25 protein-coding genes and 2 pseudogenes are annotated in these 17,217 nt (G+C 44.7%); all 27 read right to left on the bottom strand.

Annotation, left to right across the window (positions count from 1 at the left end; translation table 11 throughout):
* Positions 1–2: 2 nt before the first annotated feature.
* Positions 3–347: a phage head closure protein gene (locus LBCZ_RS03500; protein WP_015975049.1), complete on the bottom strand. Its 345-nt coding sequence runs from the start codon at positions 345–347 to the stop codon at positions 3–5.
* A complete protein-coding gene (locus LBCZ_RS03495; RefSeq protein WP_015975048.1) occupies positions 337–681 on the bottom strand; it encodes a head-tail connector protein in 345 nt (114 codons plus the stop codon). Before LBCZ_RS03495 ends, LBCZ_RS03500 begins: the two co-directional genes overlap by 11 nt.
* Positions 682–751: 70 nt before the next feature.
* A complete protein-coding gene (locus LBCZ_RS03490; RefSeq protein ID WP_039639475.1) occupies positions 752–1,936 on the bottom strand; it encodes a phage major capsid protein in 1,185 nt (394 codons plus the stop codon).
* Entirely contained in the window at positions 1,936–2,622 is a 687-nt protein-coding gene (locus LBCZ_RS03485; protein WP_025013899.1) for a head maturation protease, ClpP-related, read from the bottom strand. Before LBCZ_RS03485 ends, LBCZ_RS03490 begins: the two co-directional genes overlap by 1 nt.
* Positions 2,619–3,770 carry a phage portal protein gene (locus LBCZ_RS03480; protein WP_025013900.1) on the bottom strand — a complete coding sequence of 384 codons (1,152 nt, stop codon included), beginning with the start codon at positions 3,768–3,770 and terminating at the stop codon, positions 2,619–2,621. Before LBCZ_RS03480 ends, LBCZ_RS03485 begins: the two co-directional genes overlap by 4 nt.
* 6 nt (positions 3,771–3,776) lie before the next feature.
* The gene (locus LBCZ_RS16050; RefSeq protein ID WP_164476273.1) at positions 3,777–3,950 is read right to left on the bottom strand and encodes a hypothetical protein; all 174 of its coding nucleotides are present in this window, start codon (positions 3,948–3,950) and stop codon (positions 3,777–3,779) included.
* Positions 3,950–5,839 carry a terminase TerL endonuclease subunit gene (locus LBCZ_RS03475; protein ID WP_039639477.1) on the bottom strand — a complete coding sequence of 630 codons (1,890 nt, stop codon included), beginning with the start codon at positions 5,837–5,839 and terminating at the stop codon, positions 3,950–3,952. Before LBCZ_RS03475 ends, LBCZ_RS16050 begins: the two co-directional genes overlap by 1 nt.
* Complete coding sequence (locus LBCZ_RS03470; protein ID WP_225423314.1) at positions 5,826–6,302, bottom strand: phage terminase small subunit P27 family; 477 nt, start codon at positions 6,300–6,302, stop codon at positions 5,826–5,828. Before LBCZ_RS03470 ends, LBCZ_RS03475 begins: the two co-directional genes overlap by 14 nt.
* Positions 6,303–7,096: 794 nt before the next feature.
* Positions 7,097–7,420: a thioredoxin domain-containing protein gene (locus tag LBCZ_RS03460; RefSeq protein ID WP_015975095.1), complete on the bottom strand. Its 324-nt coding sequence runs from the start codon at positions 7,418–7,420 to the stop codon at positions 7,097–7,099.
* A gap of 3 nt (positions 7,421–7,423) precedes the next feature.
* A complete protein-coding gene (locus LBCZ_RS03455; protein WP_025014036.1) occupies positions 7,424–7,951 on the bottom strand; it encodes an NUMOD4 domain-containing protein in 528 nt (175 codons plus the stop codon).
* Complete coding sequence (locus LBCZ_RS03450; protein WP_039639481.1) at positions 7,938–9,155, bottom strand: GcrA family cell cycle regulator; 1,218 nt, start codon at positions 9,153–9,155, stop codon at positions 7,938–7,940. The genes LBCZ_RS03455 and LBCZ_RS03450 overlap by 14 nt, the downstream gene beginning before the upstream one ends.
* A 1,025-nt stretch (positions 9,156–10,180) precedes the next feature.
* Positions 10,181–10,606, bottom strand: a complete 426-nt coding sequence (locus tag LBCZ_RS03440) for a YopX family protein (protein WP_025014026.1) — start codon at positions 10,604–10,606, stop codon at positions 10,181–10,183.
* A 175-nt stretch (positions 10,607–10,781) separates the two neighbouring features.
* On the bottom strand, positions 10,782–11,105 hold the full coding sequence (locus LBCZ_RS03430; protein WP_039639486.1) for a hypothetical protein: 324 nt from the start codon (positions 11,103–11,105) through the stop codon (positions 10,782–10,784).
* Complete coding sequence (locus tag LBCZ_RS03425) at positions 11,102–11,371, bottom strand: hypothetical protein (RefSeq protein ID WP_025013944.1); 270 nt, start codon at positions 11,369–11,371, stop codon at positions 11,102–11,104. The genes LBCZ_RS03430 and LBCZ_RS03425 overlap by 4 nt, the downstream gene beginning before the upstream one ends.
* 106 nt (positions 11,372–11,477) lie before the next feature.
* Positions 11,478–11,687: a hypothetical protein gene (locus tag LBCZ_RS03420; protein ID WP_025013943.1), complete on the bottom strand. Its 210-nt coding sequence runs from the start codon at positions 11,685–11,687 to the stop codon at positions 11,478–11,480.
* Complete coding sequence (locus LBCZ_RS03415; RefSeq protein WP_025013942.1) at positions 11,684–12,058, bottom strand: hypothetical protein; 375 nt, start codon at positions 12,056–12,058, stop codon at positions 11,684–11,686. Before LBCZ_RS03415 ends, LBCZ_RS03420 begins: the two co-directional genes overlap by 4 nt.
* Entirely contained in the window at positions 12,048–12,575 is a 528-nt protein-coding gene (locus LBCZ_RS03410; protein ID WP_015975081.1) for a DUF1642 domain-containing protein, read from the bottom strand. Before LBCZ_RS03410 ends, LBCZ_RS03415 begins: the two co-directional genes overlap by 11 nt.
* A complete protein-coding gene (locus tag LBCZ_RS03405; RefSeq protein ID WP_015975080.1) occupies positions 12,572–12,979 on the bottom strand; it encodes a hypothetical protein in 408 nt (135 codons plus the stop codon). The genes LBCZ_RS03410 and LBCZ_RS03405 overlap by 4 nt, the downstream gene beginning before the upstream one ends.
* On the bottom strand, positions 12,976–13,161 hold the full coding sequence (locus LBCZ_RS03400; RefSeq protein ID WP_015975079.1) for a hypothetical protein: 186 nt from the start codon (positions 13,159–13,161) through the stop codon (positions 12,976–12,978). Before LBCZ_RS03400 ends, LBCZ_RS03405 begins: the two co-directional genes overlap by 4 nt.
* Before the next feature lie 11 nt (positions 13,162–13,172).
* Positions 13,173–13,403, bottom strand: a pseudogene (locus tag LBCZ_RS16305) (HNH endonuclease); the annotation flags it as partial.
* 15 nt (positions 13,404–13,418) lie between these two features.
* Positions 13,419–13,754: pseudogene (locus tag LBCZ_RS16680) on the bottom strand (HNH endonuclease); the annotation flags it as partial.
* Positions 13,755–13,917: 163 nt separating this feature from the next.
* The gene (locus LBCZ_RS03390) at positions 13,918–14,301 is read right to left on the bottom strand and encodes a DUF1064 domain-containing protein (protein ID WP_015975077.1); all 384 of its coding nucleotides are present in this window, start codon (positions 14,299–14,301) and stop codon (positions 13,918–13,920) included.
* 2 nt (positions 14,302–14,303) lie between these two features.
* Positions 14,304–14,753 carry a hypothetical protein gene (locus LBCZ_RS03385; RefSeq protein ID WP_015975076.1) on the bottom strand — a complete coding sequence of 150 codons (450 nt, stop codon included), beginning with the start codon at positions 14,751–14,753 and terminating at the stop codon, positions 14,304–14,306.
* On the bottom strand, positions 14,750–15,082 hold the full coding sequence (locus tag LBCZ_RS03380) for a hypothetical protein (protein ID WP_025013941.1): 333 nt from the start codon (positions 15,080–15,082) through the stop codon (positions 14,750–14,752). Before LBCZ_RS03380 ends, LBCZ_RS03385 begins: the two co-directional genes overlap by 4 nt.
* Positions 15,079–15,861: an ATP-binding protein gene (locus tag LBCZ_RS03375; RefSeq protein ID WP_039639490.1), complete on the bottom strand. Its 783-nt coding sequence runs from the start codon at positions 15,859–15,861 to the stop codon at positions 15,079–15,081. Before LBCZ_RS03375 ends, LBCZ_RS03380 begins: the two co-directional genes overlap by 4 nt.
* Complete coding sequence (locus LBCZ_RS03370; RefSeq protein ID WP_039639492.1) at positions 15,848–16,645, bottom strand: hypothetical protein; 798 nt, start codon at positions 16,643–16,645, stop codon at positions 15,848–15,850. The genes LBCZ_RS03375 and LBCZ_RS03370 overlap by 14 nt, the downstream gene beginning before the upstream one ends.
* 14 nt (positions 16,646–16,659) lie before the next feature.
* Complete coding sequence (locus LBCZ_RS03365) at positions 16,660–17,217, bottom strand: DUF669 domain-containing protein (protein ID WP_025014011.1); 558 nt, start codon at positions 17,215–17,217, stop codon at positions 16,660–16,662.

Here is a 17,217-nt window from a genome sequence, read left to right as displayed (position 1 = left end):
GGTTATGCCCCCTTAGTTGTTTTGACTAGGGTCAGATAGTCATAACGAATAGCATCGTTACTGTCGTCCGGGCTAATGTCTGAAATGTCATACACAATACCATCAAGGCGTGCCTGTTTCTGACTAGCATTTCTAGTGTCGTGACGGACTATAATAGTGATTGAATTGTCCAAACGTGTGCCCACAAGAGTGTACTGCTGGGTGAGTGTCCGCGTCTGCTGCTTGAAATGCAGACTATAATTCGGAACAAAGCTAGTGATATTAATGCCGGCACCAGTCTTGTGTGATTGTGGAGAGCCGAGATCAACCTTGCGGCTGAAATCGGCTACTTTAAATTTAGCCATCATTCCCACCAGCCTTTGCTGCTTGATCACGCTGAATCTTCCAACGAATACTGTTGATCATGTAAGCATAGCTGGGTGGATAGGCCTTACTTTGGTCAGACAACGTGCCACGACTGTAGTACATGAAGTCTACCAGAACCCGAACCGCCTGATTGAACAGAGGGTACGTTCGATAAACTTCAACCGCAATCGTGTCATCGATGGCATTCATCACTGCGCTTTCCGCCGTACTAATCAAGCCTTCTAGAATCGATGCATCGCCATCACTGTCCAGATTAAGATAGGATTGCATATCATCAGCGGTAACTCCAACGGTATCAGCCGTTTCATCTGCCATATTCAGCCCTCCTTCAGCAGCCGCCCGTCATATCGGCGAATTGTTTATTTCTTAGGCGACTGAAATCGTATTACTTACCAGTACCTGAAGTTGAACCGGATGCAGCATCTGTGTTGGTTACAAAATATCCGGCATTGCTATCGGCCTTTTGGACGCCAAACCGGAATGCGGCACCAAGATATTGGCCCCAAATGCTGTTGTCAATCCATGCAAGCGTCACCTGTTGACGATCCGTAAACAGGACACCACGCTTCAAGTCACCAACGAATGCCTTTTGATCACCGGCAAGAGAGCCGAGAAGAGTATCACCAACAACATATACGGGAACACCAAGAATCGTGCCCTTTGCAGTTCCGTCAGTAATAGAATCGGAGGCGTCATGAAGCAAGTAGCGGCCGTTCTTATCCTTTAAAGTGTCAAGCGTGTTGAACAAAGACTGAGTAACCACAAGCGCACGGCTATATGCCGGGTCAAGATCAACATTCAGGATGTGCTTAAGACTGTCTACCAAAGTATCAGTTGTCGTTGCTTTAGCTGCAAATGACTGCAATACTGGCGCAATCATCGCGTTGTAAGTATTAACAGACTTTTCCTTAATAGATTGACCAACAAGCGCAGTCAAATCGACTTGTGAATCGGCAATAGCCTCTTCCGAAAGTGGGATTGAGCCACGATACGTAGTGACTGACCAATCTACTTGAGTGAAATTCGGTTCAGCAAGTGCCGGATTCTCAGCCAGTTCTGCCACGCTAGAAAAACGATCGGTTGCCCGTTTCAAAATAGGGTACGTGCCCTTAGGAGTGGTAACCGGTGTCTTGGTGACCAGAGTGGAAAGATCCACAACCGAATTTACTTCTGCGTTAGGGTCATAGATGATTTCTTCCGGAATCAGCACGCCTGCTTCGGTCGAAGTGACGTGGCCGGCTGCAGCATCAATTACCTTGCCATGACTATGGATAAAGTCGTTGATAGCTTTCTTCTTGGCGTCAATTGGCTTTTTCTTTAAGTCGGTACCATTCGGATTAGCCTTGTCGTTTGGTTTTTCAGAGTTAGAATCATCCTTGTTTTCAGCTTCAAGTGCTTTAATCTGATCGTTAATAGCGTCCCGGCGTGCCTTCGCAGCGGTCAAGTCATCCTTGATCTTTTGAAAATCGTCAACCGAAGCGTTTTCGTCTTGTAACTTGGCGTTGAGTTGAGCATTTAGGTCGGCACACTTGGCGCTAACTTCATTAAAAAGCGTTTGTAATTTGTCCATTATTGGACCTCCTTTTTGTCATAAAAAATAGCCAGCTTCTTGGTTAGCAGATCGTTCTGCTTTGGAAGTTGACTACGTAGCTTTTCATTTTCATCTTTCAGATTCTTAATTCGTTGAACTGCTTGATGCGAAATAATCGGGCCCACCGCATTTACAATTGGCGTATCGAAGTCTAGCTTTTCATCGGCTAGGCCCAGATTGATTGCATCGTCTGCGTCGAGCCAAGTTTCTTTGTCCATCAATGCCAAAAAGTCATTGGCAGGCTTGCCCGTCTTTGCAGAGTACAGGTTTGCAATTGCGCTATCGGTGGTTTGTAGCATGCCAGAAGCGGCATCCATCTCGTGCGAATTGCCACTAGCATCACTTGATGCTCGATGAATCATCATCTTGGCACCTGGCGCCATCTGAACCTTATTGGCCCCCATAGCAACAATTGTTGCAGCAGAGTATGCGTTTGATACGATCTTTGCCGTTACATTGCCTTTATAATCACGCAGTGCGTTGCATACTTCTGTAGCTGGGTCAACTTCCCCGCCATCTGACGCGATTTCTAATACAACATCAGACCCGTCATTTGGAAGTGATTGAACAATATCGGATGGAGATGTTACAGTCATTCCTAACCAATCACGATAAATAGGGGCAGAATCATCGCTTGTAATGTAGCCCTTAACAGGAATAATCACTTGTCATCACCTCCCTTCGTTTGGTTAGTAAGTGGTTTGAACTCCGGCAAGTTATCTGGCAAAAAACCAGATCGGGTGAGTATAAATTGTGCCTGTTCTGCACCTAGCACCCCAGCTTTAGCAAGATTTGATACCTGGTTGATAAGCGCCGAATCATCAACATCCAACATATCTTTGATATCCAATTCGAGGTCAGGTGCGTTCATCTTCAAGCGCAACTCATCCAGGATCGGATTAACATATGAGTTTAAGTTTGCCAGATATGTTGCCTTGATTTGGTCAATGTTGGAATGTTGGCTTTCAGTCGATGTGCCACCACCCAAAATGTCGCTGGGCACACCAAAGGCCTTGGAGATTTGATCAGCAGAGTATGCTGAATTGTCAGCCAAGGCCTTAAAAACGTCAGTCTTCATTTCAAGCTGGGTGTAATCGAACCCATCGGGTAAAACCATCAAGCGACCGGAGTTATCACCGGTGTTCGCCTTTTCAAACTCTTCACGAGCCGATTCTAAGTCTTTACCATCGCTTAAATAGTTACTTATTTTTAGCTGACCGGCAGGATTAATCTGATTTTCCATAGCGCTCATGTTGCTCTTTGAGGCTTTATCGTCCAAATTAAGGGCGTTTTGCAAGCTCTCTAAAGGCGATCGACCAATCAAATACCGATATTGTGGGTCTGGCATGAGCCTAAAGTGCAGCATTTGGTCTTGCCTAAGCACCATTTGAGGCCGATCATTGCTCTCCAAAACCGTATAAACAATGCCCATATTGCCTGGTAAATAATTAATTTGGACGTCAGAGTTAGGAATATGCTCCATATTCTGCCCAACTAACGGGATATAGTCGTTACCTGACAAGCAAAGTTGCATCAACGCACCTTGCCAAAAAGAAAACCGGCCTATCAAGCCGCTAGGACTCTCAAGTCGGTTCAATGTCGCAGTATTTTCAGTTTTGAAGTGTGCCGAGGCAACATCGCTCGCAATACGGTTGATTACGCTATAAACATTAGTATTTTGCAAAGCGGACAGCGCCGAAACATAAGACAGCTGCATGCCGCCAACCGTGGTCGTGAAAAAAGCAGAATTGCTCGGATAGACCATATTTTTGGCATTGCGTTTGCTGAAATTTTTAGGGGTTAGAAGTCCCATTTAGCTTCACCCCCTTTCTTTGTCCAAAATATAAGCAGCTAAGCACGTCTCAATACCCGCAACTAGATAGCCAATTACAATATTAAAGGTGAATGCCGCCAATGCAATCAGTGCTAAGCCAATGACGAACAGCATCACTGTGCCCCAATTGCTAAATAAATTGCTAATAATCTTTGCCATTATTTACCACCTCCAAACATTGCCTTGAAAAAGTCACGTTTTTCCTGCGCGTCCAAATCATTCAACGGGTTATATCCCTCATCATGATAGTTTTCAAAATAGAACTTTGCCTGCGCATGGGCATTAATAAGCGCATCAGTCGTATCAATATGATCACTCGTGCGATTTTGACGGTCAATCTTGACCGAACCGCCGCGATCTTCTACCAACACAGCGTTGTTCAGCCCATCAATCAGGAGGGGATCGTTCAGCATCGAAATGTTGCCATTAATAAACAAATTCTGAAAGTCTTTAGTAGGCTCATTCAGCTTGAACGAGGTAGGAGGCAAGGGAAACCATTGCCACTGCGGTTGATAATTCTCCAGTTTCTTTTCTAGCCATTCACCATGGTTTGGATCTGCAATAATGAATTTTACTTTGAGCCGATGTTGATTAACGTAATCAACCAACCACTGATAAACCTGATTGGTATTGATTACGCCTGATGCAAGATTGGTGATGTCAACAAAGCCTTTATCTTGCAATTTAAGGTAATCTAATCCGTCCTGTTTCGACTTGGCTTCAATGGTTTTTGCCTGTGCGAAGGGAATAAAGCTGTGCTGCTGAACATGAAACATGTGTTTGTCATGATCAGTGTACGGATAAATGAAGCCAAAAGATGTATTATCATTGGTCTGTGATCCGTCAAATCCAATGAACACATCACGTCCATTCACATCAAAATGGTCGATAATACTGCGCTGAATGGTATCTAGAGACAGATAGCTGTTCTGAAAGCGCCGGCTCCACAGGTTTAATGACTTATTTACGAAGGTTTCAAGCGTTCCCTCACGTTCGTTATCGTTGCGATCTTGATTAAGAGCCTTTTGAAGGTTATCGCGTTTGCTTTTAGGCAGCTCAATCAAATTAGGATTTGATTTGGCCCATGTTTCGGGTTCAAATACCTCATCCTCCGAGTCCTGAGAATAAATTACTTGAAAAACGTTGTCAGCGTCTCGAACGGCGTCATGCTCAATGGCAGCCCTAGTTACGTCTTCATCATTCTTAAACTTAACCTTGATATCAGGATAAGCTGTTGAAATCTTGACAAACATTCGGTTCTTAATGCCATTTTGCCCGGATGTAATCTGCTTTAAGGTCTCATTCAAGGCCGGCCTTAAGTTGCCAATTTCATCATAAACAGCGATTGCATTGTGGAAACTATCAAAGCCACCGCCCTGTGAGGTACCTTTTCGGATCGTGTTCTTAGTGTTTTTTGCAATAACTTGCGTGGTTTGAGCTTCCACGCCTCGCTCTCTTGCATCATCTGCAAAGTCCGGCAGAGATAAAATTGTCTTTGCCTGTAAAGATACGTCATTGAACAGCTTGGTTGCATGTTCACTATCGTAGCTGGCCACCAGCAAGTCCTGTGATGTCGCATTCCAGCACACTACAAAGTAGTAGAAATTGATCAGGATAGAAGCAAGCCAAGTCTTGCCTTGCTGCCGAGCAATAGATATGTTGGAAGTTGTGAATCGGGTGCCATTGTCAACGGTTCGCCAACCAATCAAGCTATCAAGGATAAACGATTGCCATTTGAATGGCTGAATTTTCTTTGAGGTGTCGTCTGGATTGGGCAGCAACCGTGAAAAGTATTCAATTGCGTTGACCATGTCTGAGCTGTATTGGTAGGGGAAATCATCATTGCCAATTCTAAGCAAATCGTTTAAGTGCCGAATACATGCCAGCTGAACGTCTCTACCAGTCATGTACTTATCCGTAAACATCACGTCATAAGCGTACCTTGTCCCTGGATCATGGTACTTATCTAGCAACTTTTGATAGTCCGATTGGTATGGCTTTACGCAGCTACAGATATCACGCACGCCGGTAAAATCAAACGTCTGCACCAAATCCAACCTCCTTTAATGGGCTATCTTGCTTAGGCTTTTCTGGCTCTTCGACAGTTATCTGACGTAATCCAGAATCAAACGTAAGGCCTAAATCATGTCCTAGTGACTTCATGTTTTTTACACAAGAGTCCATCTGTATCGCTCCGGGAGAACGTTTAACAGCAACATTGTCATTGTCATAGATCCACAACCCTTGCTGTTCAATCAGCTGCTCTGACTTGATGTAAAGAGCGTAATAACGGCAATACAATTCAAGCGCTGGCTGATCTATCTTTTTAAGATAGCCAATTTTCTTTATTTCCGGAACAATCGCCTTCCAAAGTCGGCTTGCTTCGTCATCAAGATGAGCTGGCGGTGTGTTCTGGATCTCCTTAAGATCATCGTCATCAGCTGTCACGGTATTTGAGCTTTTTGAGTGCAATACTGTCAATTTTGGTTGATTTTCAGGCAAAAAACACACCTCCTTTCAGCATCAGAAACCGCTATTTATTGGGATTCAAGTCTAAAAAGCCGAAATTTTTCAAAAAATGGGTTTTCGGCAAATGGACACTGGTGTGTGAGGTCCCCTGCGACCTACATAGGGGCCCCCGTTATTTTTTGTGAGCGAGAATCCATGCTGATATTTTTTCTCGTGTCCATTTTGTCGCAGTGTCAAGATTCTCTATTCGTGATTGTGATTTATATATCTTGTCCTCAAGCTGTGTCTTCCAATAGTGACAGCCTTTGCACAGCACCCATAGGTTGTAATGGTCTAAGCACTTGCTTCTGTCAACTCTCAAAGGCACGATGTGATCAGTGACTAGATAGCCAGGCTTGTCATAGGTCTTGCCACAGCACGCGCAAGTGAAGTAGGCATGAGCTTTGGCATCACGTGCGGTGTGTTCCCATATCTTAGACTTATAGAATGCAGCAGACTCTTTGTCGCGCTTGTACTTGTCGTAGTACGATGTGTCACGTTTAACGTGCTTTGCGGCATCAGCATGGTTAGGCTTATACAAGGATGCGTGCTTAGCGCAGTATGGGTTTGCTTGATCATACGGGATTACATTGTTGCATCCAGCCTTGCGGCATACCTTCACACGCATGCACTAGTCCTCATGCAATCTAATGATGATCCCAAATAAGATAAACAACGCCAGCAAAGCAATCATCACTATTAGTGGCGCGAATACTAGCAGCCAACTCCATGCGATCAAGCCGAATAGCTTAGCAAGCACGAATATTAGTGTTAGCAGTAATAAAAAATTGCACATGCTAAATCACCTCCGTGTATTGTTTGATCTTGTCAACCCGCAAGTCACACCAGCGGTCATGTACGCCATTCGCCTTATACACGGTTACAACGGGAAACGATCGATAGCCTTGTTTCCGGAACCGTTCAATGTCACACTCGTCGGCTGTGATGGTTTGCACTGGCATGACACGTGATAGCTTATATACTGTTCGCCAGCACTTTTTACAGTGCGGCTTCGTGTAGATGATTGCTTGTATTTTCTTTTCTTCTCTAGACAATTCTTCGATGATTGCTTGCTCCGTGCGGCTAACGTATCCATAACTTACTCGATTCATACCAGACATAGCTTACACCGCCCACTCGAATGAAAATCCGCGGTGATGTTTACATCTACCGTGAAGACAGTTACATATCGCTTGCGTGTTTAACCCAAGGAGTTCAGCGGCTTTTGTGGCACTACGGAAGAAATAGCAATGTCCTGAGTTCATCACAACATAGATTGATTTTCCGCTCGCTTTCCCTACACGATCGTTGCGGGTTCCGTAGTTGCAATTATAGCGACGCGTGCACCACTCGAGGTTAGACGTCGCGTTGTTCGTCTTGTCTTCGTCCTTGTGATTGACTTCAGGTAAGTTGCTCGGGTTATCTAAGAACGCTTTAGCAATGAGGCGATGAACTGGGTAACCTTTGGCGTTCCCATCTCGGTACAAAGCAACCCCTAGATACCCCTTGTTTGGGCGTTCGGATAGCGCCTTCCCTTTTACGTGATGCCCTCGCATGTCTTCGCGGTCAAGGCTTCTTACTCTTCCCATGTTGCTAACTTGGTAGAGGCCTTCAAATCCTTCAATATCTTTCCAAATTTCAGTTGAGCTCATAAGTGCACCGTAGCCTTTCATCATCATAAACGAACGCATACAGCAGATGTTTGCCCGTGGTGAAGCCATTCTTAATCTCATAGGGATCATTTGGTTTCGCAGTTCCAAGCTGACGCCACATAATGCCACGATCATCTTTAAACCGCTCGCTATGATAGTGTCCAGAATGAAGTTCGTATGTTTTCGCCATATTGAATATCTTTTTGTACTCAAATGGAAAAAGCCCTGTCAGCTTGTCCCTAGCTACATCTCCGTGGGCGAGCATAATGCCAACATGCCCTAGCAAGTATGCACAGCGCCAGTCGGTTGCCAAATTGCTGTCATTGAGATCAACGTGTACTTGTGGATAGCGATCTATCAGCGCATAAAGAAAAGCGTATTCGAGATCACCTGAATGGTTACCGAACACGCTCTTGATTGAGACGCGATTGCTATATTCAATTGCCAGCGGAATAATCTGGTCAAACAACTTCACAGCATCATGGAATGCCTGACGCATGTTTGCGTGATCTAGTTGTGTCCCTCTAACCGTTTGTGTTGCATGAATCTGATCACTATGGAACAGATCTCCCAATTGCTCGATCACAATCTCGTTGTAGCCGTCCATGATGATCTCTCTAAGTTGACTCACCATGTCTTTTAGATCGGCGAATGTTGTCCAGCCAAAATGCAGGTCAGGCAATGGGATGACTAAGTTGCGATCGCCCGATTTCTTCATGCCGTAATTGACCGGAATGATTTTGTCGTTGAACGCTTCAGCCATTTCACTTATCGATAAGCCTTGTTTCGGCTTTACGCGAATATGAATGCTGTACTGCGGAACTGTGCCGTCTTCGGTACTATGCTGCTCATACACTTTGTAATCGCCTAAGACCATCTCGAACTTATCAGGATCGTATCCACACAACTCCATCAAAGTTCGTGGGTCTTTATTTGGCTCATGCTTGAGTCTCATTAAGGCCGTGACTGTTTGACTACCATCAGCATTAAGAGCGACTTTTCTATCAACGGGTTGGCTCTTTCTATCTGTTTTCGCTGAATCGTATTCATTCTTCAATGGCTTTTGGAACTCGATGCCAAGCCGTCTTGCTTTGCCCTGAAGCGCGTCATAGCTAATCCCGAGCTTGTCGGCCGTCTCTCGTCTGGTAAAGCCTTCAGAGGCGAGCTTCCTAATGCCGCTAATTTGTTCATCTGTCCATTGCATCTACTCGCCTCCGAAAATATGTATAAAAATAGCACCTCACGAAAAGTGAAGTGCCATAGTCCGGTGCCTACTCCTAGGGTTTACCAGACTTGATCCAATGCAACTGTCAGGAATCGAACCTGATAACAGGTACCACGAAAACGCGATTTCTGGTTCCCATTAACGCCTAAACGTCAGTTGCTGCTCGCTCTCCCAGTGTCAGATGGGGTCATCGCAAGCTGTGTCCGGTCGCTAAACTGGACAATGTGGCATGCGGGAATCGAACCCGCCTGACTATCACAGCCAGTCCATTTGCCACGCCTTGCCACAGCTTTATCATCACCATGGCTCGGAGGAAAAACGCGGTGCCTCAGGATCGCTCCCTTGGCACAATACAATCATAATGGTTTGCGTTTTTAGTTTACCACTCATTTATCGCTCAATTAGTGCTCAATTAGTGCTCATTCATTGCTCACTACTTTTTCTGGGCGTAACTCCAAAGTACCATGCCGCTGCCAAAAGCGCATTCCGTTTTCTTCGTGTGTATGTTGCTGCCGAAATGTCGAGTATATCCATGGTCGTACCATCAGGGGTTTCAGTTTCCGGCCCATCACAGTACCTAATTCTAAGTAAGCGTTGGTGCGACTGCTTGGGCATTGCGGCAATGCAACTATCGCACCAGTCGCAAAACTTTTGTGCTGACGACTGTCTCTCCAGTCTTTCTTGCGCATATGAGGGACGATCGGCCGTACTGGCTGCTGTCCCGTCTCCCCATGCACTCGTGATCTTTGGATTGATTGGAGCCATCATGAAGCCACGCTCTGATCGATATTTGTTGAGTATATCCTCGACTGCTGCTCTATCCTTGTCATCACTAATTGATAAAAGCTCCATCACCAGTGCCACCCCTTATGGTATAATTATTTTGTGGATAATCAAGCAAAGGCGTGCCCTCGTGGTGCGCTTTTTCATTTGCAATCATTTGATTCTTTTCCAGTTAGCCCACATCCACATTGCAACACCTGCGATTAGCAACATGACGGCAATCATTGTTTCCCCTCCAGTAGCTGTTTATCCTCAAAGATATTCCCTATGATCTCGTATGTTCGATAAACATTATTGCTCCAGATGCTATATTCTTCCCCATCTCCCGATTTGTATTGAAACATGGGGCGACAATCACCATACTGAACTACACCAATCTTAGGAATCTCGTATTTTCCTTTAGGGTGAGTAACAATAATATCGCCTTCGTAGATTTCTCGTCCGTTCTTGTCTTTAAGGCCGGTGTACTGTTCGATAATATATTGCTCATTATCTAAGAATCCGGCAAAGCATTCTTCTTCATAAACAGCATCCTCACCATCGTCATACTTAACACAGCCACTCAGCATGTCGTATGCTCTTTGTATGTCATACAAGTAACACTCATTTTCCTTATCCCACGCTCTGAACTTAATCTCTCGTTTCATTCCCGCGCCTCCCTGATTACATCCGCGATGTCCCAAAGCGCAAACAATATTGCTCCTAGTGCCAAGCAAACAAACGTTTTGTAATGGCCATAAGCCAAATGCTTCTCAGGCATGAATGAAGCCACAACAGCTAACGTGAAACCAATCCATGACATGAACCGATTAATGCCGATTCTCATTTCTTATCCTCGCTATCTTCACAGTAGTGTTCAAATTTTTGCTCATGGCAGTAGTCTAATAAGGCATTAATGTTGCAGGCTTCCACCTCATGCCATTCAGAAGAAATAATCTCAACAAATTTAGCTTGATTATAATTGTAAAGACGATCAAATGCGTCTATGTCCTTGCCCTCAACTAGATACTTTGGCTTATTTTCAAGTGAATCAATCAAGTCTTCTAAATCGCTATCGCCATCTCCATCCATGAAGTCATCAAGAATATATTTCCTAAGTGCGCTTTGAACAGTTGAAACGTCTTTTTCCGCATCGTATTTCTTCATTTCTCAACCTCATATGTCTTGACTTGCACGTCATCAACCCAAACATCAGCATTTACTTTGGCCACTTGTTCTTTTACAAAGTCAATTACTTCTTGCTTAGCCTTTGGCTTCCAAGTACTTAAGTCTGGGCAAGGATACAAGTTAGCATCATACATCAAGAATTGTAGTTTATGCTCATTCGTGACACGATCATCATGTAAAATTTCCTCGGTATTAATCCCTGATCCACGTGTGAAACCACCTTTAAACTGCTCATGTATGTTCATTTCTCAGCCTCCAATTTCACGATTTCTCCATGTTACACATTGCTCAATACATTCTGGCTTTCCTTCCGCAGCGCCGCTTGGTGTATGTCTTCATGGTGATGTACTCCTACTCAAATTCGATTGCTGGTGTGTTCAGGTGCTCAATCAAGCCAAGGCGTTCCAACCGCTCATGGTTGAGACGCTCGCAGTATAAATCTGCTTCGTACTGAGACCTGAATTCCTTGATTTTGGTTTCGCCATTGCGGCCCACAATCTTGAATTTCATTTTTTTATCAATCCTATCCAGTTGGCTCATTTCTTCAAAATGTTTACTCATTTTTCTTCCTCCAATTTCACGATTTCACCGGTTTCCTCAACGCGCCAGATACCTAGCAACCATGCAAGGGCAAATGTGTTTTGATTAGCAATTATCCATGCCAATGTCTCGCTAACCTTGTGTCCGTTTTTGGCCGTGTACAACACGCAAAGCAAATTATTTTGCCCGTGTGCTGACCGCAATATCTCTCCCACCTCTTTAGGAATCACTGGCAGATCATCTGGCAAGGCTCCGGCGTAACGAGCACTATAATCAGACAGGCTTTCCGACCAGTCTTCAAATGACCCGTCCCTAGGCAAACTACTAATAAAATTTTGTTTCCAGTCGTCTAGTGCCGCCTCAAACACGTCCCGCTTCGTTTCATTGCTCATCGTCAGTCACCTCTTCTTTTTCGCAGTCTTGCAATCCGTAATGCTCGATCTCCGCTTCGGTGAACTGGAATAATTCTTTGCTCATATTGGAATCAATGTCTTTCGCTGGAAATGGTCTCCAGTTATTGCGAACCCCTAGCTTGGACGCACTAGAATACTTCTGAAAATGCCAGCCTTCCGCATGTGGCACCTTGACGTTGTACTTCTTCTCCTTTGCCACGGTGTAGCCGTTGACGTAAGCGTTCATCAGCAATTCCTCATTTGCACCATTACCAGAAATATAATTTGCTGGCCACGCAGAATCACGAGCACCTTCAACGATTTCGGCTTGTTCCTCGGTTAGGACTACCTTTTTAGGTTCCTCAACGAGCGCGACAACGTGGCCACCATAACATTTTGCAACTTTTTCACGCTCATCTTTGTCTGGTGTTGCCCATGCTCCTGGCCCGAAAATATGGTCTTGATCTAACCATTCGCCTTCATCGTTTTTTACCGCGTACAGTTTTTCTTCGCTCATTTTTCGTCCTCCAACTTGTGTAAGATGTTCATGCTGTGAATGTGTGCCAGCGTATCGTCAAGTTCCTCTTGCGAATGGATTAATGGAATGCTAAAGTGCGCGTCATCTCCCTTGTATTCTTCTGGAAGATGATGGCCAATGTCATATGCTGTGTGACAACGACCATCCGGTGTACCATCTAACACGATGACTGCAATGTCATTTGACGGCTCCCATTCAACAATCATCAAGTTAGGAATCTTAAAGATTTCCCGTGCGTAATTGCAAAGCATGACATTGTACTTCCGAAAATTTTCATGATCATTGTCAACTAAGTAGTTACGCGTAACCATCGCCAACTGATACAGTCCCTGATTCCAATCGTAGTGGTCATGCGGCAATGCAAATGCTGACGTTACTTTCATTTTTCGTCCTCTACTTTCTTGATAATCAGTGGTTCCGGAATATCGACTTTAATGTCATCACCACGGGTATTGTGTGCCTTTTTGTGCTTGGCCATGTTCTCGTTTATCCAGCGGATACACCGAGATTGATACTTGGATCGGTAATACTCGGTTCCTGTGTTTAAGCCTGCTACTACGTACATTTGTTAGCCTCTCATTTCGCGCTGACTGACTTCACAGCCTGATCGGAATAGTCCTTGATGCTCTGTGCGTCTTTGATGGCCTGTGATAAGTCATTGTTTGCCTGTTTGACGGCTTCTAACTGAGATGTAAGATCATTGATTTTCTGTTGCTTAGCATCGACCTCAGCCTGTTTCTGGGCAACCGCTCGCTGGCCTTCAACGATCTTTTGCTGAATCTGGGCGTCTTTATGACCGTCATCATTTACAAACCAGTAACCACCTGTCTGCTTGTATCTTCCCCTAATAACGCTGTTAATGTTTGCTTGGTAAACCCCAAGTGCTCGTTCAGCTTCATGTTGCGAACGAAACCGAGATACTTCTAGAGTGGTTAAATTGATTGCGAAGACGGGTTTTCCTCGTGATTCTGTGTTTGATATTCCAAATTTCTCCATGTATATCTGGTTATAAGAGTTGTTGCACCATTCAAGATTACTAACGTTATTGTTCGTTCTATCGCTGTCTTTGTGGTTGACCTGCGGTAGATTATTCGGATTAGGTATGAATGCTTGTGCTACAAGCCGGTGAACTAATTTACTAACATGTTTTCCATTCATGCGAAACCCTACTAGCAGATAGCCGCCATGATCATGGCAACTCGTATAATAGTGCCCCTTCACTGATCGAACCCTGCCAAACGAGCTAACTTCAATTTTGTCAATGTCTGGGTGCTTTTTCCATAATTCTACTGGGCTATTCATGATTTTTTCTCCTTAGTTTTTAAAGTTGTTCTTCCGTGAATAGCCCTGTTTGATAGTCATATCTAGCAATCGTGATTGGTATCTTGTACCTGATCATGAACAGCAACATTTTCTGCTTAGAATCACGCGTCAGTGTGGCATTCCCACCTTTGACGTCTACCACTTTCGTTAGCTTGCCATTTTTATAAAAGCAGAAATCTGGAGTGTATCTTCGTGCTGAATATCGCTTTCCATTTATCGTGAATGCCGAAATAATCTCGAAATGTTCCTGCATTGTAATTTTCTGTGGATTGTTGCGTATCAGCATGTAGTAGGCGCCTTCTGCTTTGCTTGCAAATCGAATGCCATCAATTACGACTGGCTGCGCATTGTACTTGCCTCTGCGTCTCTTGCGGATAACCATGGCTAACGACTCACGATCTCTTCATGGCCGTTGTTGCGGCGGGGCAACTTGATCTCAAACTCGCTTGCAACTCGCTTCACGAACGTTGTTGACTTTCCAATCCGTTTTGCAACGTCAGTCAGTGTGTCGCATTGTGAGGCCGCTTCTGCAATTCCGCGCGCGTATTTGGCACGGGCTTCTTTTCGCTTTTTTGAAATCTTTTTAAGGCCGTTGTTGACTGAGGTCTTCAAAATGTCACTGTCATCAATACCAGATACCGCACGTTTATCAACAATCGCGCGTTTGGATACAACGATCAGGTTATTGAACTCTTGCTTCTCAATTTTTGAGAATGCTTCGCTTTTTGAGATATCTAGCTTAACTGCGTTTTCGTATCGCTTTCGCAATTCAGCCTTGAAGTCGCACCACACTTTGTCGCCCTGCTTGTATAAACGCACTGTTACTTGTGTCATAATTCTGCCCCCTGCTTGATTAATGACGTTTCTGAGAAGTCCAGTGTTGCGAAGTGATTGGCAAGCTCAAGCAGTTTAAGCAAGCTTTCCGAAACTTCGCCATCAGCATATATGCTATCTGACGCTTCATGAATCATGCGTGTATTTGCCTGAACAATGCTCTCAACAAGAACGACAATGTCTTGCCACTGTGCTTCAGTAACGTTTAGGCAACCACTGTCATAATCACGTTCGATGTCCGCTACTGTTTGATTCAAGGACATTCCGTAGGCCCACAGTCGCTTATCCAAGCGTTGCAAATATCTATTCGTCATTTCTTCTGCTGTCACGATCTTTTCCCCCTTACGTCGGTTAGCTTTTCAAAATTTAATGTGCAGTCTTTTGATTTTGGAATAATTCGACTGATGAGTTTGCTGTTGTACATGTGCTCAAGCTCGCTCATCTCGTTGTTCGTTGTGACAATTGTTGATAGACGAGGACTGTTGCTCTCAAAATCAAGACGGGCATTCGCAACACGATACATCAGCTCTTGCATGTCGCGTCTAACCGGCTTGATGTCGAGTTTCATGCCGCCTTCTGTCCCGAAGTCGTCCAACAACAGCACGTCAGCCTCTTTCATTGCCCGCTCAATGCCTGCCAAACGCTTGCGAACGTCTGGTGCATCATATTGCAAGCTCATTAGGTTACTCAGCTCTGCTGTTGAAATAAACAGCCCTGACTGGCCTTCATCTCGTATGCTCGTCAGCATCGCCAAAGCAAGTGATGTCTTTCCTGTTCCACGAGGGCCAAATAAAATCACGGTTTCAGGCGTTTTTTGCATTTGTTTTGCCAACTTGTATGCCCTATTTCCCAGATCTCTTGATTTCTGCAAATCCGTCTGCATTTCAGGCTGCCATTTTTCGAACGTAAACTTAGCCGGAACGTTTCCGGGGAAGACTGAGTAGCGATAAATGGCGCGTGCCTTTTTACGGTTCAGAGTGGCCATAGAGCGTTCGTAGAAGCGGTGCTCGATCTCGGCCTGAGTTGGCAGCGTATTAACGTCAATCCCACGCTTCTCAATGATTCTTTGCACGTCCGCATGTGTGAATAGTCCTTTAGTCGACTCCATATCCCCAGTTCTCCTTTGTTTCCGTGTGCTCTATCCGTCTGCCAGATGAAAACTTGCGATTTGCTTGAGCTGCCATGGTGTCGTACTTCGATCTCAGCTTTGATGCGCTTAGAATGTTTGTTTGCCAGAATGAATCGAACTGACACCAGTCAATCATTTTATGAATCTTATCGAATGGTCGATGATCCAACTCGTGCATCTTTCTAATGTCATCAGCCCAAGACTGCAAGTTTGGTTTTCTATGCTCAGGGTTGTTGCCTTTGATCTTTTTCCAGAGATAGACAGCTTCAATCATTTCAGGAGAGTCGTCAGCATATTCACGCTTGCGTGATTGCTGACTATCTTCTTTCTTTGCATTCTTAGCATTCTTAGCATTCTTGATTGTGGACAAGTGATGGACACTTGATGGACGGTCGATGGACACTTGATGGTCACCGTCTTGATATGTTGACCACTCAATCACTGTAATGACGCTGTATTGCGGGGTTGATTTGATGGACAACATTTGCTCTTTTTCAAATTGCTTTATCCATCTCCATAACGTTCTTGCAACAATCCGATGGTCACGCTTAACACCTTCGTTGAACTCAAATGCCAGTGCGTCGCGCCCCGTGACGAATTGTCCGCTGGACACGTCCACCTGCTGACCATTGAACAAAAACCGGTTACCCTCATGAGATGCTTTCATCAAAATAAGCAACCAAAGCTTCAACTGATTCGCGTCAGTCCATACGAAGGACTGGCGTATTTTTCGGTATACTTTTATCCAGCCTCCGTCTGCCATGTGATCACCTCAAATCAGAATGGAAGATCATCATCGCTAACATCGATTGGCTGACCGCTATTGGCAAATGGATCGGCCGTATTGGCTTGGCTCGCTTGTGCCGGTGTGCCGAAAGATGGATTATAATTTGAAGAAGACGCATCTTTGCTGTCTTTCCAACGATGCTGAATCTGCGGAAAGGCTGTTGGCTCCCACTTCTTGATATGCGGATAGGTTTTACCGTTGTACTCTTCGTTTTTGACGGTTACTTTAACAGCGTGTCCAGCAAAGTCACGAAGCATTGAGGCAAGATCATTCCATTCTTTGTGATCTGGAATGCCAGCATTTTTGCCAATCATGAACAGGTAACTCATTGCATACTCTCCGGTGTCCTTTTTCGGATACTGGTTGTCGAAGATATGCTTGTTCTGATATTTCTGTGGAACGTCATTGCGTACGATTAGGTCGAACTTGATGAACTCACGATCTTTGTAGTTGTCAAATCCGAAACGGTTAATAACACATTCATATACACCGTTCTGAATGTCGCCGTTTCCTTCTGCTGCTTTTGAATAGTCCATTTTGATTCCCAT

Origin of the sequence: Lacticaseibacillus casei DSM 20011 = JCM 1134 = ATCC 393, from assembly GCF_000829055.1 — a bacterium.
GTDB lineage: Bacteria > Bacillota > Bacilli > Lactobacillales > Lactobacillaceae > Lacticaseibacillus > Lacticaseibacillus casei.
Note: the sequence above shows the minus strand (reverse complement) of the source record. Positions and strands in the feature narration are given on the sequence as shown.